Below are 19,717 nucleotides of genomic sequence, written 5' to 3'. Positions count from 1 at the left end.
CTCCCGCTCTCGACGGGTCATGGTCCTATCCGGATCGGGCCTCGCGCCTCATCCCGAATGCACGAACCCCAGTATATCACGAACCTGGGCCAGGACCGGTCGGGATAGGGCACGCGCCTTTTCGCCCCCCTTGAAGAGGGTGGCGTCGATCTCCGCCGGATCGGCCAGCAGGCGGTTCATTTCCTCCGTGATCGGGGAGAGATGGGCGACCGCCGCGTCCGCCAGTTGCTTCTTGAAATCGCCGAACCCCTGGCCGCCGACTTCCGCCAGCGCATCGGCCACCGATTTGTCGGTCAAGGCGGCATAGATCGTCACCAGATTGCGGGCCTCCGGTCGATTCTCGAAACCGGCGGCCTCGGTCGGCAGGGGTTCCGGATCGGTCTTCGCCTTGCGGATTTTCTGGGCGATCTGGTCGGCCGTATCGGTCAGGTTGATGCGGCTCATGTCCGAGGGGTCGGACTTCGACATCTTCTTGGTGCCGTCGCGCAGCGACATCACCCGCGTCGCCTCGCCCAGGATCAGGGGGTCGATCTCGGGGAAATAGCCCGGAACCTCCCAATCGTGATTGAACTTGTCCGCGATCGAGTTGGCGAGTTCCAGATGCTGCTTCTGGTCCTCGCCCACCGGCACGCGGTTCGCGCGATAGGCCAGAATGTCCGCCGCCATCAGGTTCGGATAGACGAAGAGGCCGGCCGAGGCGCGCTCCCGGTCCTTGCCCGCCTTCTCCTTGAACTGGGTCATGCGGGAGAGCCAGCCCATCCGCGCCACGCAGTTGAAGTACCAGGCAAGCTCCGCGTGATCCGGGTTCAGCGACTGGTTGAAGAGGATATGGCGCGTCGGGTCGATACCGCAGGCGATCAGCGCCGCCGCGACCTGACGGGTCGCGGCGTGCAGGGCCGCCGGTTCCTGGAACATCGTGATCGCATGCAGATCGACGATGCAGTAGAGGCATTCGAACTCCCGCTGCAACGGCACCCAATTGCGGATCGCGCCCAGATAATTGCCCAGCGTCAGGTGCCCCGTCGGCTGGATGCCCGAGAAGACGCGGGCGGTGGGGGCGGCGGGATAGCTCTTACCGGTCATGGGATGTGGACTCCCCGAGGCGTCATTGCGATTGATCAGGATGGATCGGCTGCGGTCGCCCGCCTTATCGCCGGGCGGCGGGCGGGCGTCAAGCAAGTGCCCGGCGGGCGGGCGTCACGCAAGGCGCGGCGGGCGGGCGTCACGCAAGGCGCGGCGGGCGGGCGTCACGCAAGGCGCGGCGGGCGGGCGTCACGAGGATGCCGGATTCAGAAATCCTCGCACACGACCTTGCCGAAATGCCGCCCCTCCGGCAGCGCATCCAATGCCCCGGCCAGGTCCCGGAAGGCAAAGCGCTTTTCCTCCAATGCCGGGCGCATGCGGTGGAACGCGACGGCGGCCGCCATGCGCTCCGCCATGTCCCGGCCGCCGACGGTGACACCTTGAAGGCGGATATTGCGGGTGACGACGCGGCCGAGATCGAAGGGCGGCCGCGAGCCGCCCAGCACGCCGATCAGGCTGATCGACCCGCTGGTACGCACGGCCCCGATGGAGTTTTCGAGCGTCGCCGCCCCGCCGACATCCACCACATGGTCGACGCCCAACCCCGCCGTCATCTCCCGCACCGGCTTATGCCAATCCGGAACGTCGCGATAATTGATCAGGTGATCGGCGCCGAGCGCGCGGGCGCGTTCCAGCTTCTCGTCGCTGGAGGAGATCAGGACGACCTCCGCCCCCTGAAGCTTCGCGAATTGCAGGGCGAAGAGGGAAATCGCGCCCGTCCCCTGAATCAGTACCCGCTGACCGGTCTTGATCCGCGCCTGTTCCACCACGGCCGACCAGGCGGTGACCCCGGCACAGGGCAACGCCGCCGCCTCCGCCGCCGTCAGATGGACGGGCGCCTGGACCACGGCCGTGGCCGGCACCGGCATCAGCGCGCGCATCGTCCCATCCAGCGGTCCGCCATGCGCGCCCCCGTGGGCGGAGGGGTCGGGCAGCCCGCGCGGCCATGTCCGGCTATAATGGGGAAAGACGAAATCACCTTCCCGGACCCCATCGACCCCCGGGCCGACGGCCGCGATCCGCCCCGCCCCGTCGCACAGCGGAATCAGCGGCGGCCGACCGCCCATCCGACCATAGCCGCCCAGCATCATCAGTCGGTCGCGCGGATTGATCGCCACCGCCTCGATCGCGATCACCACCTCGCCCGGGCCGGGTTCCGGATCGGGCAGGTCGCGATAGCGGATATTCTCCAGCCCGAAATCCTCCTCGAGCCGCATGGCCTTCATCATTCTTCTCCTTCATCCTGCCGCCGCGCGGGCGCAGGGTGCCATGCGCGCCCCGAAGGCTCCAGACTCCGGGACCGAACATGGGGCCGAACATGGGACCAAACAAAAAAACGCCCGGACCAAAGCCCGGGCGAGGTCGATCGAAACCGATCTTGGGGGAGGTCGAATGTCGTGCGTTCAGGCCTCGACCAGCAGGTCGCCGGGCCGTTCCGCGCAGCTTTCGAGGCTCTTGCGCAACTTGCCGAGGGCGCGATGCTCCAACTGCCGGACGCGCTCCTTGCTGACGCCGAGTTCGCGGCCCAGCTCCTCCAGCGTCGCGCCTTCCTCGACCAGCCGGCGGCGACGGATGATGGTCTGTTCGCGCGCGCTCAACTCGCCGATCGCCTCGGCGAGCCAGCGCGAGCGCGTCTCGCTGTCGCGCAGGCCGGAGACCACCTCCTCCGGGCTGGCCCGGTCGTCGCGCAGGAAGTCGAGCCAGTTGCCGCCGTCCTCCTCCTCGCCGACCGGCGCGTTGAGCGACTGGTCGCCCGCGGCGAGGCGGCTTTCCATGCTCTCCACGTCGCGCGGATTGACCTTAAGTTCCGCCGCGATGGCGGCGCGCTGCTGCGGGGTAAGCTGGGTCGCGGAGGCATCCGCGATCCTGGCGCGCAGTCGACGCAGGTTGAAGAACAGGGATTTCTGCGCCGCCGTCGTGCCGGTACGCACGATCGACCAATTGCGCAGCACGTAATCCTGCATGGCCGAACGGATCCACCAACTGGCATAGGTGGAGAAACGGATATCGCGCTCCGGTTCGAACCGCGCGGCGGCCTGCATCAGACCGACCGAGCCTTCCTGAACCAAATCGCCGACCGGCAGGCCGTAATTGCGAAACTTGGACGCCATCGAGACGACAAGGCGCGTATAGGCCGAGACCATCTCGTGCAACGCCGCCTCGTCCCCCGTCTCGCGCCAGAGACGGGCCAATTCCATCTCGCGTTCGCGGGTGAGGAGCGGCTGCTTCATCGACGCCTTGATGAAGCGCAGATTCGCCCGTTGGGTCTCCGGATCATCGATATAGGCCATGTCCCTGATCCCTCTCGCTTGCGGCGTGGCCGGTCCTTGCGGGCAGCGCGCGCGTTCTTGCATGAGGTAATACGTCGACCGTGGGAAAACGGATCACTTTCGCGAGCCGAAATATATCATCTTTCCGCTCGCGATGCATTCGCAGCGAACGACAGGTGGGAAAAAGGCCGAAGGGAAGAGATCTGGGGTCAGACGGTGTAGCGCTTCTCAAGCTTCCCCGTCGGGGAGAGCCGCACGGCGGTCAACGGCCCACCGCGCCCCGCGCCCGCGTCGATGGAGAGGGTGAGCGCACGGTCGACGACGCCGGCGGCCTCCGGGTCGAACCCGCGCACGACGCGGGTAATCGACCCCTGGAAGGCGGTATCCAAGCGCTCGAATCCACGCGGCGCCCACCAGAAGGCATCCGCCTGGGCATCGAGCGGTTTTTCCGGATCAAGACCGCAATGAACGAGAAGCATGCCGCCGCGCTCCCCCGCCGGGGCGACCAGCGCGGCGCGGGCCAGCGCGGCGATGAACGCCTCGTGCCCCGGGATGGCACGTAACCGGTCGCGCAACCGATTGCACCAATAGGTCAGCGCCAGCGTGCCGTCGCGCGCGGCGCGGCGCGCCTCCTCCAAATCGGCGCCGAAGGCGGCCAACGCCTCGCCCATACCGCGCGCGGCCATGAAGTCGAGGACCGCCGCCGGCTCGGTCGCGAACTGAAGTTGCACCAGTTTCACCCACATCTCCTCCTGCGCGCCACGCAGAAAGACGATGTCGTCGCCGTCCATATAGGGCGGAAAGGAGAGGAACCAGCGCCGGAAACGGATCAATTCGTCCAGCACCTCGCGGCCATCGGGCCCATAGCCGAAATAATTGCCGAGATAGACGATCCGGTCGCCGCTATCGATTTCCTCCGCCATGCGGTCATGCAGGGCCGCGAGGCGTTCCGCCTCGCCGTGGATCGCGGCCACGGCCCATATCCGCGCGGCGGACCGCAGGGGAATGATCGTCCGACTATCCGCCATGGGTTTCGCCCGTGGTCCTCCCGGTCGCCTTGATCTGTCGCGCCTTCGCACATATGGGCGACTGTTCGCGGACGGCCGCCGGCGCGCGGTGGATCGTCCCTCCCGCATCCTCTTTAGAGGGCTTTCCGGGCAAATGGAACCACCAGAAAGACACGGCGCGTCGCGACCGGGCAAGGGAAAGGCGGGCGCCCCCGAGGTTCGCCCGCCTTTTCCCGCCCGTCCTGCTTCTTCCCGACGGGAGGAAAGCCTAGGCCGCCGCCTTCTGCAGCATCTGCTCCAACCGATCGGCGGCGGAGGTTTCGTCGATCGCCTCGACGGCCGCGAACTCGCGCGCGAGCCGGTCGAGCGCCGCCTGATAGAGCTGACGCTCGCTATAGGACTGATCCGGCTGATTGGCGTTGCGGAACAGGTCGCGCACGACCTCCGCGATGGCGACCGGATCGCCGGAATTGATCTTCGCCTCGTATTCCTGGGCGCGGCGCGACCACATGGTCCGGCGCACGCGGCTCTTACCCTTGAGGGTCTTCAGCGCCGTCTTCATCTGATCGGGAGAGGACAGCTTGCGCAGGCCCGACTGATCGGCCTTGGCAACCGGGACGCGCAGCGTCATGCGGTCCTTGTCGAATTCGATGATGATGAGCTCGAGCTTCTGACCCGCGATTTCCTGATCCTCGATTCCCAGAACCTTGCCGACGCCATGCGTCGGATACACCACGAAATCACCCTTGCGGTATCCCGCCTTGTTCGCCGAAGACTTGCTAGCCATTCCATTCCTCGTTACCAGTATGCCGCATCGGGTCGAACCGTCCGCGGCTTCACCCGGCCCACCGGGCACCGGGCCCTGCGATCCTATATTTCGGTCTCCGGTCGGGATCGGTCGATCGCGGGCCGACGATCGGAAGCACCCGGCCGATGGCGCCCGACGCCCGTAGGACGGTTACCCGCCGGCGCCTGACGCGATTTTCCCCCGACCCGGCACGACCTCCGGGACGGGCCCGGTGGATCGACAGCCAGGCGCGGGATATTCGGTCGCCTGAAAGCGCGCCGTCCGCCATTTCACCATCGCCCAGGGATTTCCCCGGGGACGGATATGTGTGTGGCCGGACGCCGCTTCGATTTATGGGTAATAATGTAACATAAAATTCGCCGATTTCCCAGCGAAACTTCGCACACGCGGAATCCTGGCCAGACACGTGGAACCTGGCCCGCAAGCTTTTGATATAAAAAGCGAAGCTTAACCCGACATCGCGTTCCGACAGGTACCGGGACGACCCGCGGGGGCACCGCGGCATCCGGGAAAGGTCAGTCTCCCTTACCCGGATTGGCGCTGAAATGGTTCTCGAACTTGCCGTTCACGCCGTCCCATTCCTCGGCATCGGCCGGCGGTTCGCCTTTCCGCGTGATATTCGGCCATTTCTCGGAGTAGTCCCGATTGAGTTCCAGCCACTTCTCGGCCTCGGGCTCGGTATCGGGCAGGATCGCCTCCGCCGGACATTCGGGTTCGCACACACCGCAATCGATGCATTCGTCGGGATGGATCACCAGCATGTTCTCGCCCTCGTAGAAACAATCGACGGGGCAGACCTCGATGCAGTCCTGATACTTGCACTTGATGCAGGCTTCGGTAACGACATAGGTCATGAATGACGATCCTCCGAACGCGGGCGATCAACATGGTGCGCTGCGGGATAATCCGGATGCCGGCCGGGTACGCACGACGAAAAACAAGCACCGGACTTTACCGCACGGCACCGGTGGGTTTGTAGTAATGCCCAGGGTGCGACGCAACGTTTTTCGCCGCAATGCGGCATTCAGCACCCCGCGACGACAGCGACTGCAAGGAGTTCACACGCGTGAAAGCCCCCGATCCCGACGCCCCGAACCCGCGCCGACACGCGCCCGCGGCCCTGCGCAACCGCGATGCCATCCTGCCTGTCCTGACGCGTGAGCTTCCGACGCACGGCACCGTACTGGAAATCGCCAGCGGCAGTGGCGAACACGCGGCCCATTTCGCCCCGATCCTGAATGAGGGCCTGCGCTGGCAGCCGAGCGATCTGGATGACGGGGCGCGCGCGTCGATCGATGCCCATGCCCGCGACACCGGCTGCGCGCGCATCGCGCCCGCGCTTCTGGTCGACGTGACGCGGGACGCGTGGTGGTCGGAGCTTCCCGGCGATGTCGCCGCGATTTTCTGCGCCAACATGATCCATATCGCCCCCTTCGCGGCGACACGGGGATTGATGGCGGGCGCCGGCCGGTTGCTGCCGGCGGGGGCGCCGCTGATCCTCTACGGTCCTTATCGCCGCGAGGGCCGTCACACGGCGGACACCAACGAGGCCTTCGACGAATCCCTGCGCGAGCGGAACCCGGCCTGGGGCGTCCGCGACCTGGAGGGGGAGGTCGCGCCGGAGGCCGAGGCAGCCGGCCTCGCCCTCGCCGCCGTCGTGCCCATGCCGGCCAACAACCTGATCGTCGTCTTCCGCCGATGACCCATTTCCTGTTCTATGATTTCGAGACCTCGGGCCTCGCCATCGGCTTCGACCAGGTGCTGCAGATCGGCGCCGTCGCGTGCGACCCGGATCTGAGACCCGTGCCGGACGCGCGGATGAACGCGCGCTGCCGGTTGATGCCGCATGTCGTCCCTTCCCCGACCGCGCTTTACGTGACCCATCTCCATCCCGACCGGCTCGACGAGCCGGAGACGCGGCACTGGGACCTGATGGCGGATTTCGAGCGGTTCGCGAGCCGGTACGGCCCCGCTATCTTCATCGGTCACAACTCCCTCGGCTTCGACGAGAGCGTGCTGCGCCATGCGCGCTTCCAGAGCCTGCTCGATCCCTATCTGACCAACAAGCACGGCAACCGGCGCGGCGATACGATGCGGTTCGCCCGTGCGGTCTGGCTATTCCGTCCGGGAGAGATCGACCTGCCGATGACGGATTCGGGCAGGCCCAGCTTCAAGCTCGGCCCCCTGGCGGCAGCCAACGGCATCGCCTTCGATGCGGCCGACGCGCATGACGCGCTCTACGACGTGGAGAAGACGGCCGAGCTCGCCGCCATGATCCGCGAACGATCGCCCGCCGTCTGGCATGCCATGCTCGACAACACGGCGAAGCAGAACGCGGAGCGTCTGATGCGCGACAACCCGGTTTTCGCCGCCGGCCATGTCGACCGCTTCAACACGCTGTCCGCATGGGCCGGCAGTCTGATCGGCACGTTCCAGTCGGAGGCCGCGGTCCTCGACCTCGGCACCGACCCGGATGATCTGGCCGCCCACCCCCTAGAAGAATTGATCGGCCTGATCGGCACCGACCCGGCCCAGCCGATCAAGCCGATGCGCCTCAACGCGCAACCCTATGCCGTGCCGCTGGACGTGGCGTCGGAGGATTATTTCGCGCGGCTGCCGACCCTCGATAAGGCGGAATGGCATCGCCGGGCCGCGCGCCTCGCCGCGAATGGGCGGCTGCGCCAGAAGATCCTGGAGGCGATGAGCAAGCGTTTCGCTGACCGGGAGCCGAGCCCGCATGTGGAGGAACGGCTTTATGACGGCTTCATCCCCCGGCATGACGAACCGCTGATGGCGCGCTTCCGCGACGCCCCGCCGGAGGAACGCCAGGAACTGATCGGCCAGTTCGAGGATAAGCGCCTCGCCAGCTTCGCCCGGCGCATCGTCTATTTCGACAGCCCCCATGCGCTGCCGGCGGGAACGGTGGCGAAGCTCGACGCCTGGAAACGCGAGCGCTTGGTGGAGGCGGCGGAGGTCCCTTGGACCACCCTGCCGGCCGCGCGCGCGGACCTCGCCACCCTGCGGGAGACGGAAGGGAACGACCCGCTGTTCGACGCGATCGAGGCCTATTTGGACCGGCGCGAGGCCGCGCTTTCGGCATGAGCCGTCTTGCCGCGCGGAGCAAAGGGCGTACAGTCCGGGCAGGGCGGAAACGCGACGAAGGAAACGGACCGAACATCCCATGACGGCAGGCAAGGCGGCGCCCGCGCGCGGGCATATCCACGACACCATTCTGGAGACGATCGGCGGCACGCCAATGGTGCGTCTCGACCGGCTGGCGAAGGACGCGGGCGTCGAGGCGGACATCGTCGCCAAGCTCGAATTCTTCAATCCGCTGTCGAGCGTGAAGGACCGGATCGGGCTGGCCATGATCGAGGAGCTGGAGGAGCGCGGTCTCGCCACCCCCGGCCGGACGGTCCTGGTGGAGCCGACTTCGGGGAATACCGGCATCGCGCTGGCCTTCGTCGCCGCGGCCAAGGGCTATCGGCTGATCCTGACCATGCCGGAGAGCATGTCGGTCGAGCGGCAGAAGATGCTGAAGCTGCTCGGCGCCGAAATCGACCTCACCCCGGCGGAGAAGGGCATGAAGGGCGCCATCGCGCGCGCCGAGGCGCTGATCGGGGAAATCGACGGCGCGGTCATGCCGCAGCAGTTCGTCAATCCCGCCAACCCCGAGATTCACCGCCGCACCACGGCGGAGGAAATCTGGACCGACTGCGACGGCAAGGTCGATGTGCTGGTCGCCGGGGTCGGCACCGGGGGCACGATCACCGGCGTCGGAGAAGTGCTGAAGGAACGCAATCCCTATCTGCGCGTCGTCGCGGTCGAGCCGGAGGACAGCCCCGTCCTCTCCGGCGGACAGCCCGGCCCGCACAAGATTCAGGGCATCGGTGCCGGGTTCATTCCCCAGATCCTCAATACAGGCGTCATCACCGAGGTTCTGCGCATCGCCAACGAGACCGCCTTCGCAACCGCCCGGCGCGCGGCCCGGCTGGAGGGGCTGGCCTGCGGCATCTCGTCCGGCGCCGCGCTCGCCGCCGCGCTGGAGGTGGCGGAGCGCCCCGACATGAAGGACAAGCGCATCGTCGTCGTCCTGGCGAGCTTCGCCGAGCGCTATCTCTCCACCGCCCTGTTCGAGGGCGTGTGAGGGCGCAAGCCGGCGAGGCAGGCATGACGAACGATCTGAGCGACGCGCAACTGGAACGCTATGCCCGCCACGTCATCCTGGACGAGGTCGGGGAAGAAGGGCAGCTCAAGCTGCTCGCCAGCCGGGTTCTGGTGATCGGCGCGGGCGGGCTGGGCTCGCCGGCGCTGCTCTATCTGGCGGCTGCGGGGGTCGGAACGCTTGGCATCGTCGATCACGACGTGGTCGACGTCACCAACCTGCAACGCCAGATCATCCATGCGGACGATACGGTCGGCGAGGCCAAGGTGCGCAGCGCGGCCGAACGCATCGAGTCCCTCAACCCCGAGATCGAGGTGATCGAGCATCGCGCGCGCTTCACCGCCGCGAACGCGATGGACCTCGTCTCCGACTATGACCTGGTGGTCGACGGTTCCGACAATTTCGCCGCGCGCTATCTGACGAACGATGCCTGCTATCTCGCGCGCAAGCCGCTGGTCAGCGCGGCGCTGGTGCGCTTCGAAGGGCAGCTTTCCACCTACAAGGCCTATGCGGCGAACGCGGAGGGAGAGAATTTTCCTTGCTATCGCTGCCTCTTCCCCACGCCGCCGGACCCGAACCTGGTGCTGCGCTGCGACACCGTCGGCATCTTCGGCGCGGTGGCCGGCGTGATGGGGACCTTGCAGGCGGTGGAGGCGTTGAAGGAACTGCTGGGACTCGGCACCGGCATGGCCGGGCGGCTGTTGCTGTTCGACGCGCTCGACCAGACCTTCCGCACGATCCGCACGCGCCGCGATCCCGAGTGTCCGCTGTGCGGCGACCATCCGCGCATAACGGCACCGCAGGCGGATTGACCCACCCTTTTCCCAACGGAGATGCCGCGATTCAGAGCCCGGCCGACGGATCGCCGATCCGCATCAGCCGTTCGGCCGCCTGCCGGGCATAGCGCAGCATCAGGGCCTTGCGACGGCTGGCGTTCATCGTGCCCTCGGCCGCCGGGCGTTCAATCGAGGCCCCATAGGCGTCCGCCACCACCAACCCCACCTCGTCCGGCAGGATCTCGACCGGGAAGCCGATCGGCACCGCGAAATAGAACCGGTCGCAGAAGGGCAGATAGTCCCGCCACTTGCCGTCGGCACGGTAATCCTCGACACCCGACTTCACCTCCAGGATAGTGACCGCGCCGGACCGGTCGAGCGCCATGATATCGGCGCGCCGGCCGGTCTTGAGGATAACCTCCAGCAAGCAGGCCTCGCCACGCTCCCGGAACAGGCGCGTCGTCCCGCGCGTAACCGCGCCGGTAGCCGCCGGCCGCCCGTCGAAGGGCGCGGGATCGCCCTCGCCCGACGGCGCGTCGGCATATGTCGAATCGGCTGGCATGGCCGTCGGTCCCGTGGAGGCATGGGATAAGCGGATCGAAGGGGGAACAATGCCGGGACGATCGGCCGCTGTCGAGCCCCACCGGGGCCGCGATATTCGGGCATACCGGACAGTCGGCTACGGCATTGGCCAAGCGCTGCCCTGATTGCAGCGATAGAGCGGCCGGTCATAGGTGCGCGGGCGCTTGTCATCGCTCTCGACAACCGCGGCGCGTTCGATCTCGACCGCCCCGAGCGTCCGGTCGAGCAACCAGGCAAGGCGCGTATCGTTACCACGCGGGCCGGTCGGCCCCCGCCCGTCATCCTGCATATGCTCCAGAATCCGATCGGCCAGACGGGGATGTGCCTTGCAAACGCGGTCGGCCGCATCGCGGCCGCGCAGATCCAGTTCCACCACCACGGTACGGGGCGCGCCCCCCCGAACACCGCGCGCATCGGGAACCATGACCGGCGGAATGGTAAGCGTGAGGGCCGGGGCCTCGCCATTACCGCGCGCGCGCCCCTCAAGGGAGAGGCCGGGAATCACATCCCCCATCACGCCCACCAGGACCGCCGGCACGGCCAACGCGGCACCCATCAAGGTGGCGGCGATGATATATTCGGCGCGCATCGCGGCGGTCGTCCTCTTCCTTCGGCAGTGCCGCCGCCATCGCCGGGCCCTCCCCCTCTTTTCGGGGCGCCCGGCCTAAGGCCGGTCACTTTGCGTCCCGCCGTTTCCGGCGGTTTGCCCTTTCGGGTCGAGGGCGCCAGCCCTCGCCTCGATACCACCAGTCAACAGGAACCGGGTACCGCGCGTCAGTGATTGGCGTCACAGCATGGTCACGAACGCGATCGGCGCTTGACCGGCGGGCATGCCCGGGGGCATGTGGCGCCGTGGGGCGATATTTTCGGTCTTTCGGACGTTTTATCGACAAGCGTTTTATGGGGGGATTTCCGCGATGAGGGCATTCTGCAATCGAATGACGGCGGCGCGCGCGGCGCTTCCGCGCGCCATCTGCCTGACCGCCGCCCTTTTGATCGGGACCTGCCTTCCGGCATTGCCGCGGGCGGCGGCGGAGGACACGGCCATCGGAACGGTCGCGCGGCTGCACCCCGCTGTCCGGGCGGAGACGTTGACGGAGCGCCGGGACCTGGAAGCCGAGGCACCCGTCCACGCCGGTGAACGCCTGCGTACCGACCCATCCGGCCGCGCCTCGATCCGGCTCGATGACGGGTCTGTGCTGACGCTGGGCGAAGCGGCGGTGGTCAGTCTGGACAGCCTGATCTACGATCCCGACACCGGCGTCGGCGCGGCCACGCTGACGGTCATGCACGGCGCCTTCCGCATGGTTTCCGGCGCGCTCGGCAAGCAGGGAAGCATGCGGGTGGAAACCCCGATCGCGACGATCGGCATTCGCGGCACGGACTTCTGGGGCTATCAGGATGGGCGCGCGCTCTCGGTCGTGCTGCTCGACGACGGGTTGGTGTCGATCGAGACGGCCGGCGGCAGCATCGCGTTGGATGAGCCGGGCGACGGGATCGTCATCACCGACCCAGAGGCACCGATGCCGGACACGCCCGCGCGCTGGGACGCGAACCGCATCGCACGCAATATCGTGACGGTCGCCTTTCCCGGCGAATAATCGCCGCCCAGGCGGCGCGCCGGACAGGTCACCCGGCGGCGCTCCGCGCGGTCTCCATCCGGCCCAACAGGAAATCGCGCATCTCGGCGAGGCGTTCCTGCTGCGCGCGATGGCGCGCGCGCTTTCCATATCCTGCTTGGCCTCCAGCGAGGCCTCGGCATGATGCGCGCCGACATCGTGGCCGGGATACCACGTCTCGGCGAAGGCGCGGCGGCTCGGCATGGGGTCGTGTCATAGATCTTGACCGAAAGACCGTCGTAATACCGGGCAAGTTCCCGCGCGCCCCTTTCATCGGTCACCAGCGTGCCGTCCACCCGGACATAGCCCATCATCCGACCACCGCCGGAAAAGACCGAATGCACGCTCGACGGGGGTCGGGATCGGTCGCCATCAGATGCGCGATCCGCTGCTCCGCGCGCTCGATCGCGTCGCCCGTGGCTCCCGACATGGCGATGGGGGAGACCCGCGCCTGTATATCGAGCCGGGAATCGAAATCCGGAATCCCCGCCCGATATCGCGCCGCGCTTAATGTGCGCGCCGTCATCGCGCGTGGCGCGCCGCCGCGCGCCTCCATGGCATCGATGCGGGCATGGACACGTCATAATGCTTGTTATAGAGCGCCTTCAGGCGCGGCCTCATGACCGGATCGGTAAAGATATCGGTGCCCAACATCGCATCCATGGCCGCGCCTCTCCCGCCGCGCCCCTCCCAATGCCCGCAGCCGTGCCATGGCACGGCAATCGGCATGCCGGAAAAGGAACGCGGTGCGGGACAATGTAAGCGGCCTCGGACGGCAGGGTCATTCTCCCTCGTCCTCCTCGCGCCAGAGCCGCACCAGCAACTCGCCCAGCGCCCCGATCAACATGAAGAAGGAACCGATGATGAAGAGCCAGATTCCAGCCAACTTGAACGCTTCCAGCGAGGGCAGGAAAAAGACGCTGCCGACGAAGAAGGCGAGATTGCCGCCCAGGCCTAGCGACAGGTGAATCCAACCGAAATCCTTAACCAGGATCTTGAGTGCCTTGCGCAATATTCCCTCCTCTCACGGCAACCGCGCCCGGAGGCGGCATCCAGCTTCCCCGGACCACGACTGCGCACGCTCCCGGATTCGGGAGAGGAGGAAAAGACCTGGATCAGAACGAGAAGGTGGTGCCCCATCCCGAAGGGATGTCGAACCAAAACTGGAGCGCCAGTTCGACGTCAGGAGAAATGGTGCCCCCGGGGAGACTCGAACTCCCACTCCCTTACGGGAAACAGATTTTGAGTCTGCCGCGTCTACCGGTTCCGCCACAGGGGCCTCGGTGCCGTTATTAGGACGGCGCGGGCGTCGGTTCAACCGCTATTCCGCGCTTTCATTCCTGGATTCCGGTTCGGCTTCGGCGTCCTCTCCCGGTGCCGGGGCGTCGCGATGGGGGAGGTCGCGGTATTCCGCCGATTGCATCTCGTTGAGGCGGGAGACGGTGCGTTCGAACTCGAAGGCATGCGTGCCCTCGCGATAGAGGTCGGGCGGGTCCGCGTCGGCGGCCATGATCAGATTGCAGCGGTGCTCATAGAGCGCGTCGATCAGCGTCATGAAGCGCTTGGCCTCGTTGCGCCGATCGGCCGACAGCCGCGGCACGCCATCGAGGACGATGGTGTGATAGGCCCGCGCGAGGCCCAGATAATCCTCCGCCCCGCGCGGCTTCTGGCACAGCTCGTGGAAATCGACCAACGCCACGCCACGCGCGGCCTTGGCGACGGCCACCGTGCGACCGCGTACCTCGACCGTCTCGGGCTCGGCCCGGGCGCCGTCGGTCAGATCGGCGAAGGCCTTCGCCAGTGCCTTGGACGCGGCCGCGCCGAGCGGCGCCCAATAGGTCTTGATCGCCTTGAGGCGCAGCATCCGGTAGTCGGTCTCGGAGGAGAGGTGAAGGAGATCCAGCCGTTCCTTCAGGATATCGATAAAGGGCAGGAAGCGCTCCCGCTGCAAGCCGTCCTTATAGAGCTCGTCCGGCGGCCAGTTGGAGGTCGCGACCACGACCACCCCCTCGTCGAACAGCGCCCCGAACAGACGGGCCAGGATCATCGCGTCCGCGATGTCGGTGACGAAGAATTCGTCGAAGCAGAGCAGCCATGTCTCCTTCGCCACCTCGGCGGCGATCTTGGGCAGGGGGTCGTCGGATTTGCCGCCGCCCGCCTTGCGCCGCGCATGAAGGGCGTTGTGCACCTCCAGCATGAATTCGTGGAAATGGGTGCGCCGCTTGCGCTCGACCGGGGCCTCCTCGAAGAAGAGGTCCATCAGCATCGACTTGCCGCGCCCGACCCCGCCATAGAGATAGAGGCCTTGCGGCGGCTCCTGCCGCCGGCGGGCAAGGCCGAGCCGGGCCTTCAGCCCGCCGCCGCCCTTCTCCGGGCGATAGCCCTTGAGCGCGTTATGCAGGCTCTGCAGCTTCTCGGCCGCGAGTTCCTGGACGGAATCCGCCTTGATCGCGCCATCCCGGCGCAACTGGCGATATTGGAAAAGGGGGCCTTCGGACATGCCGTCCGTCATAAGCGCAAATGCGCGGGAGATAAAGCGGCGAACCCCATGCGTATCCGGGTGCGGGGGAACGCCCCCTCACCCGCTGCCGGAGAGCGCCCCCCACAGCCCCTCGCGCCGGACCCAGCCCTCATAGCCCGCGGCGTCGATTTGGCACCAGCCCTGCTCGCCGCACCCGATGAGGCGGCCGACCATCCCGTCGGCGAGACGGGCTACGGCCGGCGCCGTTTCCTCCGGCGCGCGGCGCATGGTGACCTCGGGCTTGATGACCAGCACCGTCGGCCGGGCGGAGAGCATGGCCCGGTGGACCCAGCCCTCGGCACCCTCCCAATCGCGAATCTTGCGCCAGGTCTCGTATTCCGCCAGCACCTCCAGCGGCATGAAGCGGCGCTTGAAGACCCACTTCACGGGAAAGCGGATACCGGGGCCGGTGCGAACATTCACCTCGCTGGAATCGAGCGAAACCATGCGCCGCGCCGCCCCCCCCGGCGCCCCAGCCGCATTCGCATCGCTGCCGGCGCCGGTGTCTTGCGTCGCGTTCTGAGCGACCGCCGCCCCCGGCCCGATCACTCCCGGAAGCCAGACGAGCCCGATCGCCCCGCCCGCCAGGAAAACCAGCATGAAGACGACCGCCGTCAGGCGACGGCGGGCCGGCATCACGCCCGGCGTGCGGTCCATCCATGCCTCGGCCCGGTCGCGATCGGCCGGGCGCCAGTCGGAGGCGCGCATCGGCTGTTAACCCTCTTTCGATCGATCCACCCGCCATGAAAGCGGCAAGCGACCCGTCGGTTGCCTCTGGCTCGCGCGTACCTGAACGCCTATAACGGGCGCGTGCGCGCGATCGGACACCCGGCCGCATTCTGGGAAAATGGCCCGAATCGCGCGCTTCCACAAGCGGTGAGCCCGGGTTTCTCGCGGTTCCCTCGGGGGGACCCGCATGGAGCGCGCCCGGAGGAAAAAGCGACGAGGCGATGAGTTACAGGAAACCCAAGGTTCTGGTCACCCGCAAGCTGCCCGACATCATCGAGACACGGATGATGGAGCTATTCGATTGCGCGCTCAATCTCGACGACCGCGCGATGAGCAAGGACGAGCTGATCGCGGCGGCCGCGGAGACCGACGTCCTTGTCCCGACGGTCACCGACCGGATCGACCGCGATGTGATCGCGGCGGCCGGCGAACGATTGAAATTGATCGCGTCCTTCGGCACGGGCGTCGACCATATCGACTTCCCGTCCGCCAAGAAGCGCGGAATCATGGTGACCAACACCCCCGATGTCCTGACCGAGGACACGGCCGACATGACCATGGCGCTGCTGCTCGCGGTGCCACGCCGGCTGGTGGAGGGGGAACGGCTGGTCCGGTCCGGCGCATGGACGGGATGGAGCCCGACCGGCATGCTCGGCCACCGCATCTGGGGCAAGCGGCTCGGCATCATCGGCATGGGCCGGATCGGCACGGCGGTGGCCCGGCGCGCGCGGGGCTTCGGTGTCTCCATCCATTACCATAACCGCAACCGCGTCGCTCCGGAAACGGAGGAGGCGCTGGAGGCGACCTACTGGTCCTCGCTCGACCAGATGATCGCGCATATGGACATCATCTCGGTCAATTGTCCGCACACGCCGGCCACCTTTCACCTGCTGAACGGCCGGCGGCTGGCGCTGATGAAGCCGCATGCCTATGTGGTGAACACCAGCCGCGGCGAGGTGATCGACGAGGACGCGCTGGTCAAGGCCCTGACCCAGGGCCGGATCGGCGGCGTCGGCCTCGACGTTTTCGAGAACGAGCCGAAGATCAACCCCAAGCTGCTCAAGGCCGAGAACGCGGTGCTGCTGCCCCATATGGGCTCCGCCACGATCGAGGGGCGCGTCGCCATGGGCGAGAAGGTCATCATCAACATCAAGACCTTCGTCGACGGCCACAACCCACCCGACCGCGTGATCGAGACAATGTTCTGACCAGAGCACGGGATTCTAACCAGAGCACGGGGTTCTAACCAGAGCACGGGGTTCTGACCAGAGCACAGGGTTCTGACCAGAGCACAGGGTTCTGACCAGAGCACAGGGTTCTGACCAGAGCACAGGATTCTGACCGGAGGTGCGGGCCGGAACCGAAAGGCGGCGGCCCGTCCGGGACCGCCGCCTTCGTTTTTCACGGCCCCACGGGCCCGGATCAGGCGGCGTAGATTCCGGCCTTCTTGACGTCGTCGGAGACGTGATCCTCGAACTGCCGGAAATTCTTCTCGAAAAGGCCGCGCAGGTTCCGCGCCACCTCGTCGTAGCGGCCACCGTCCTGCCAGGTCTTCTTCGGTTGCAGCACATTGGCCGGAACGTCGGGGCAGTTCTCCGGAATGAAGAGACCGAAATTCTCGTCCGGCGTCTTGGCGACGGAGGCGAGCTTGCCTTCGATCGCGGCGCGCACCATCGCCCGGGTATGATGAATCGACATCCGCTCCCCTTCGCCGTAGGAGCCACCGGACCAGCCGGTGTTGACGAGCCAGCACCGCGCACCGGACTTCGCCATCTTTTCCCGCAGCATCTGGGCGTAAACGGTCGGATGACGCGGCATGAAGGGCGCGCCGAAACAGGTGGAGAAGGTCGCCTGCGGCTCGGTCACGCCGCGTTCCGTCCCCGCGACGCGCGCGGTATAGCCGGAGAGGAAGTGATACATCGCCTGCTCCGGCGTCAATTCCGCGATCGGCGGCAGCACACCGAAGGCGTCCGCCGTCAGCATCACGATGTTCTTGGGCTGTCCGCCCCGGCCGGCCGGCTCTATATTCGGGATGAAATCGATCGGGTAACTTGCCCGCGTGTTCTCCGCCAAGGTGCCGTCGTCGAGGTCGAGCTCGCGGGTTTCCGGGTCGAAGACCACATTCTCCAGGATCGTGCCGAAACGCCGCGTGGTGGCCCAGATTTCCGGCTCCATCTCCGGGTTCAGCTTGATCACCTTGGCGTAGCAGCCGCCCTCGAAATTGAAGACGCCGTTATCGGACCAGCCATGCTCGTCGTCGCCGATGAGGCGCCGCGTGCCGTCGGCCGACAAGGTCGTCTTTCCGGTGCCGGAAAGTCCGAAGAAGATCGCGACATCGCCCGCCTCGCCGATATTGGCGGAGCAGTGCATCGGCAACACGCCCTTGGCCGGCAGCAGATAGTTCATGATCGAGAAGACGGATTTCTTGATCTCGCCCGCGTAGCGCGTACCCCCGATCAGCACCAGGCGCTTCGCCAGGTTGACGAGCACGAAGCATTCCGAATTGGTGCCGTCCCGACTGGGCAATGCCTGCAGGTTCGGGGCGTGAAGGATGGTGAAGTCGGGCTCGAACCCGGAGAGATCTCCGCGCGCGGGACGAATGAACATGTTGCGCGCGAACAGGCTGTGCCATGGGCTCTCGGAAACGACGCGCACCTTCAGCCGGTGTTCCGGATCGGCGCCGGCGTGGAGATCCTGGACATAGAGATCGCGGTTCTGAAGATAGCTGGCGGTCAGCGCATGAAGCTGGTCGAAGCGCTTCTCCTCCATCGGCCGGTTGACCGCGCCCCACCAGACCTGATCGCGGTTCGCGGGCTCGTCGACGATGAACTTGTCGTTCGGGGATCGGCCCGTATAGGTGCCGGTTTCGACAGTCAGCGCGCCGCCGACCGTCACGGTGCCGAGACCGCCGCGGACGGTCGCCTCGTAGAGGGCCTCCGCGCCGAGATTCCAATGAGTGGGGCCTGGATTGATGATGCCGTGATTATCCAACCCGAAGGCGCTGGGCGCGCCCGTGACCCGATGCTGCGACGACAAGGTTTCCTCCTCCTTCACCCGCCACCGGACCTCATTCACCACCGGCCCGCCTCATGGGGCCTGGAACTCCGGCTAGGCGGCCTTCGGCTACGCTCACGCCGCGGGACCCGCGCCGCCTCGCCGCATGAGGGCGTTTCGAACGCGTAAGTGCGAATGAGTATAAGGCGCGTCCCGCGCTTGGCCAGATCAAAGGGCGCCACACCCCGCATCCGACACCGACCCGGGGTCAATACCCCTTGGCAAGGGAGGGATCAACAGATTCACGTCACCGGCTTCCCGCACCGGAAGGACGCGCATGCGCCAGCCGGGCAGGCATCCGGCGCGTGTCGTCTCAGAATTTCACGAAACGGTTGAAGGCCCGGCCGAGAAGCCCCGTCAGCCGAAGCGGACCGTCCGTAACGGCGAGGCAGATGCAATCCTGTCCGAGTTCCGCCACCGGGCGGTGATCGAGGTCGGAATCGGCGATCCCGACATCCCCGCGCCCGAAGTGCCCGCAGCAATCCGTGAAGGCCCCTTGCAGGACGAGAACATATTCATTGCCCTCATGCGTGTGCTGCGGCACGGCCCGGCCGGCCGGCACATAGAGCATGGTCGCGCGGGAGCGTCCCGTGATGGACAGGTCGAATCGTCGCACGCCGAGGCCGATCGGTGTCCAATCGATATCCTCGACCCGCGCCGGGACATAACGTTGCAACACGCGCGGCAGGACGGCATCCGATGCGCCCCCCCCGGACATGAGCGCATCATCGTCACCGCCCCGCCCATCGCGTCCGCCACCGGGCGCCCGCATATCGATGTCGTGACGCAGCGGGGCGTCATCGCCCGGCGCATCCGCGTCGAGACGCGCCATCAACCGGTCGAACGCATCCTCGCTCAGCGGCGAGGGCGTCAGCCTGTCCATCATCACGCCACCGAGCGCATCGAGTTGATCCGCGCGCGCCCGGCAGACCGGGCAGAGCGTCAGATGCGTCGCGATCAGCACGCCGACGGCCTCGTCGGTCACGCCGGCCGCGTAGTCCAGGAGCAGTTCCTCGCTCAAGTGATGGGTGGGAGCCGCGCCGGGGGCCTCTCGATCGACGTTCGCGGACTTCCGGTTATCGGACTGTGTCGCCGCCATTCTC

General features: G+C 66.8%; 19 protein-coding genes, 1 tRNA gene and 1 riboswitch. Of the genes, 6 read left to right on the top strand and 14 right to left on the bottom strand.

Annotated elements, in window-relative coordinates:
* Positions 1 to 48: 48 nt before the first annotated feature.
* The 6 genes from trpS to fdxA all read right to left on the bottom strand — a co-directional run bounded on the left by trpS (position 49) and on the right by fdxA (position 6,022).
* The gene (trpS, locus tag KAJ83_RS05065) at positions 49 to 1,083 is read right to left on the bottom strand and encodes a tryptophan--tRNA ligase (protein ID WP_210680946.1); all 1,035 of its coding nucleotides are present in this window, start codon (positions 1,081 to 1,083) and stop codon (positions 49 to 51) included.
* Between the two features lie 206 nt (positions 1,084 to 1,289).
* Positions 1,290 to 2,312, bottom strand: coding sequence for a zinc-dependent alcohol dehydrogenase family protein (locus tag KAJ83_RS05060; RefSeq protein WP_210680945.1), 1,023 nt, complete (start codon positions 2,310 to 2,312; stop codon positions 1,290 to 1,292).
* A 174-nt stretch (positions 2,313 to 2,486) separates the two neighbouring features.
* Positions 2,487 to 3,374, bottom strand: coding sequence for an RNA polymerase factor sigma-32 (locus KAJ83_RS05055; RefSeq protein WP_210680944.1), 888 nt, complete (start codon positions 3,372 to 3,374; stop codon positions 2,487 to 2,489).
* A gap of 188 nt (positions 3,375 to 3,562) precedes the next feature.
* A complete protein-coding gene (locus tag KAJ83_RS05050; protein WP_210680943.1) occupies positions 3,563 to 4,381 on the bottom strand; it encodes a hypothetical protein in 819 nt (272 codons plus the stop codon).
* Between the two features lie 247 nt (positions 4,382 to 4,628).
* Positions 4,629 to 5,147 (bottom strand): CarD family transcriptional regulator, encoded by a 519-nt coding sequence (locus tag KAJ83_RS05045; protein WP_210680942.1) that lies wholly within the window; start codon positions 5,145 to 5,147, stop codon positions 4,629 to 4,631.
* 536 nt (positions 5,148 to 5,683) lie between these two features.
* Entirely contained in the window at positions 5,684 to 6,022 is a 339-nt protein-coding gene (fdxA, locus tag KAJ83_RS05040) for a ferredoxin FdxA (RefSeq protein ID WP_210680941.1), read from the bottom strand.
* A 212-nt stretch (positions 6,023 to 6,234) separates the two neighbouring features.
* Between fdxA and KAJ83_RS05035 the strand changes: the two genes are divergently transcribed.
* From KAJ83_RS05035 to moeB, 4 genes are all read left to right on the top strand, one after another.
* On the top strand, positions 6,235 to 6,870 hold the full coding sequence (locus KAJ83_RS05035) for a DUF938 domain-containing protein (RefSeq protein WP_343221948.1): 636 nt from the start codon (positions 6,235 to 6,237) through the stop codon (positions 6,868 to 6,870).
* Positions 6,867 to 8,270 (top strand): exonuclease domain-containing protein, encoded by a 1,404-nt coding sequence (locus KAJ83_RS05030; RefSeq protein ID WP_210680939.1) that lies wholly within the window; start codon positions 6,867 to 6,869, stop codon positions 8,268 to 8,270. Before KAJ83_RS05035 ends, KAJ83_RS05030 begins: the two co-directional genes overlap by 4 nt.
* A gap of 79 nt (positions 8,271 to 8,349) precedes the next feature.
* Positions 8,350 to 9,315 (top strand): cysteine synthase A, encoded by a 966-nt coding sequence (gene cysK / locus KAJ83_RS05025; RefSeq protein ID WP_210680938.1) that lies wholly within the window; start codon positions 8,350 to 8,352, stop codon positions 9,313 to 9,315.
* Between the two features lie 23 nt (positions 9,316 to 9,338).
* Entirely contained in the window at positions 9,339 to 10,145 is an 807-nt protein-coding gene (moeB, locus tag KAJ83_RS05020) for a molybdopterin-synthase adenylyltransferase MoeB (RefSeq protein ID WP_210680937.1), read from the top strand.
* A 31-nt stretch (positions 10,146 to 10,176) separates the two neighbouring features.
* On the opposite strand, the gene KAJ83_RS05015 is transcribed toward moeB, so the two are convergent.
* Complete coding sequence (locus KAJ83_RS05015; protein WP_210680936.1) at positions 10,177 to 10,671, bottom strand: MmcB family DNA repair protein; 495 nt, start codon at positions 10,669 to 10,671, stop codon at positions 10,177 to 10,179.
* Between the two features lie 117 nt (positions 10,672 to 10,788).
* Positions 10,789 to 11,280, bottom strand: a complete 492-nt coding sequence (locus KAJ83_RS05010; protein WP_210680935.1) for a hypothetical protein — start codon at positions 11,278 to 11,280, stop codon at positions 10,789 to 10,791.
* A gap of 20 nt (positions 11,281 to 11,300) precedes the next feature.
* Positions 11,301 to 11,409: riboswitch (cyclic di-GMP riboswitch) on the bottom strand.
* Between the two features lie 199 nt (positions 11,410 to 11,608).
* On the opposite strand from KAJ83_RS05010, the gene KAJ83_RS05005 reads away from it, so the two are divergent.
* On the top strand, positions 11,609 to 12,292 hold the full coding sequence (locus KAJ83_RS05005; RefSeq protein ID WP_210680934.1) for a FecR family protein: 684 nt from the start codon (positions 11,609 to 11,611) through the stop codon (positions 12,290 to 12,292).
* Between the two features lie 799 nt (positions 12,293 to 13,091).
* Here KAJ83_RS05005 and KAJ83_RS05000 read toward each other — a convergent pair.
* The 4 genes from KAJ83_RS05000 to KAJ83_RS04985 form a co-directional block, all read right to left on the bottom strand.
* Positions 13,092 to 13,322, bottom strand: a complete 231-nt coding sequence (locus KAJ83_RS05000) for a YrhK family protein (RefSeq protein WP_210680933.1) — start codon at positions 13,320 to 13,322, stop codon at positions 13,092 to 13,094.
* Positions 13,323 to 13,502: 180 nt separating this feature from the next.
* Positions 13,503 to 13,589: transfer RNA gene (locus KAJ83_RS04995), tRNA-Leu, on the bottom strand.
* 42 nt (positions 13,590 to 13,631) lie between these two features.
* Positions 13,632 to 14,810: a cell division protein ZapE gene (zapE, locus tag KAJ83_RS04990; RefSeq protein WP_210680932.1), complete on the bottom strand. Its 1,179-nt coding sequence runs from the start codon at positions 14,808 to 14,810 to the stop codon at positions 13,632 to 13,634.
* A 78-nt stretch (positions 14,811 to 14,888) separates the two neighbouring features.
* Positions 14,889 to 15,539: an SH3 domain-containing protein gene (locus KAJ83_RS04985; protein ID WP_210680931.1), complete on the bottom strand. Its 651-nt coding sequence runs from the start codon at positions 15,537 to 15,539 to the stop codon at positions 14,889 to 14,891.
* Between the two features lie 242 nt (positions 15,540 to 15,781).
* On the opposite strand from KAJ83_RS04985, the gene KAJ83_RS04980 reads away from it, so the two are divergent.
* Positions 15,782 to 16,768, top strand: coding sequence for a 2-hydroxyacid dehydrogenase (locus KAJ83_RS04980; RefSeq protein ID WP_210680930.1), 987 nt, complete (start codon positions 15,782 to 15,784; stop codon positions 16,766 to 16,768).
* Positions 16,769 to 16,982: 214 nt separating this feature from the next.
* Here the strand turns inward: KAJ83_RS04980 and KAJ83_RS04975 are convergent, their stop codons facing one another.
* A complete protein-coding gene (locus KAJ83_RS04975; RefSeq protein WP_343221947.1) occupies positions 16,983 to 18,635 on the bottom strand; it encodes a phosphoenolpyruvate carboxykinase in 1,653 nt (550 codons plus the stop codon).
* A gap of 292 nt (positions 18,636 to 18,927) precedes the next feature.
* The gene (locus tag KAJ83_RS04970; protein ID WP_210680929.1) at positions 18,928 to 19,713 is read right to left on the bottom strand and encodes a ChrR family anti-sigma-E factor; all 786 of its coding nucleotides are present in this window, start codon (positions 19,711 to 19,713) and stop codon (positions 18,928 to 18,930) included.
* Positions 19,714 to 19,717 lie beyond the last annotated feature (4 nt).

The organism is Marivibrio halodurans, from assembly GCF_017963645.1.
Taxonomy (GTDB): Bacteria; Pseudomonadota; Alphaproteobacteria; order UBA8366; family Aestuariispiraceae; genus Marivibrio; species Marivibrio halodurans.
The sequence above is the reverse complement of the archived record's forward strand: the minus strand, read 5'-3'. Positions and strand labels throughout refer to the sequence as shown.

Excerpts from the sequence above, each read along its gene's own strand:
- trpS (WP_210680946.1), bottom strand. The coding sequence starts at position 1,083 with ATGACCGGTAAGAGCTATCCCGCCGCCCCCACCGCCCGCGTCTTCTCG.
- KAJ83_RS05060 (WP_210680945.1), bottom strand. The coding sequence starts at position 2,312 with ATGATGAAGGCCATGCGGCTCGAGGAGGATTTCGGGCTGGAGAATATC.
- KAJ83_RS05055 (WP_210680944.1), bottom strand. The coding sequence starts at position 3,374 with ATGGCCTATATCGATGATCCGGAGACCCAACGGGCGAATCTGCGCTTC.
- KAJ83_RS05050 (WP_210680943.1), bottom strand. The coding sequence starts at position 4,381 with ATGGCGGATAGTCGGACGATCATTCCCCTGCGGTCCGCCGCGCGGATA.
- KAJ83_RS05045 (WP_210680942.1), bottom strand. The coding sequence starts at position 5,147 with ATGGCTAGCAAGTCTTCGGCGAACAAGGCGGGATACCGCAAGGGTGAT.
- fdxA (WP_210680941.1), bottom strand. The coding sequence starts at position 6,022 with ATGACCTATGTCGTTACCGAAGCCTGCATCAAGTGCAAGTATCAGGAC.
- KAJ83_RS05030 (WP_210680939.1), top strand. The coding sequence starts at position 6,867 with ATGACCCATTTCCTGTTCTATGATTTCGAGACCTCGGGCCTCGCCATC.
- cysK (WP_210680938.1), top strand. The coding sequence starts at position 8,350 with ATGACGGCAGGCAAGGCGGCGCCCGCGCGCGGGCATATCCACGACACC.
- moeB (WP_210680937.1), top strand. The coding sequence starts at position 9,339 with ATGACGAACGATCTGAGCGACGCGCAACTGGAACGCTATGCCCGCCAC.
- KAJ83_RS05015 (WP_210680936.1), bottom strand. The coding sequence starts at position 10,671 with ATGCCAGCCGATTCGACATATGCCGACGCGCCGTCGGGCGAGGGCGAT.
- KAJ83_RS05010 (WP_210680935.1), bottom strand. The coding sequence starts at position 11,280 with ATGCGCGCCGAATATATCATCGCCGCCACCTTGATGGGTGCCGCGTTG.
- KAJ83_RS05005 (WP_210680934.1), top strand. The coding sequence starts at position 11,609 with ATGAGGGCATTCTGCAATCGAATGACGGCGGCGCGCGCGGCGCTTCCG.
- zapE (WP_210680932.1), bottom strand. The coding sequence starts at position 14,810 with ATGTCCGAAGGCCCCCTTTTCCAATATCGCCAGTTGCGCCGGGATGGC.
- KAJ83_RS04985 (WP_210680931.1), bottom strand. The coding sequence starts at position 15,539 with ATGCGCGCCTCCGACTGGCGCCCGGCCGATCGCGACCGGGCCGAGGCA.
- KAJ83_RS04980 (WP_210680930.1), top strand. The coding sequence starts at position 15,782 with ATGAGTTACAGGAAACCCAAGGTTCTGGTCACCCGCAAGCTGCCCGAC.
- KAJ83_RS04970 (WP_210680929.1), bottom strand. The coding sequence starts at position 19,713 with ATGGCGGCGACACAGTCCGATAACCGGAAGTCCGCGAACGTCGATCGA.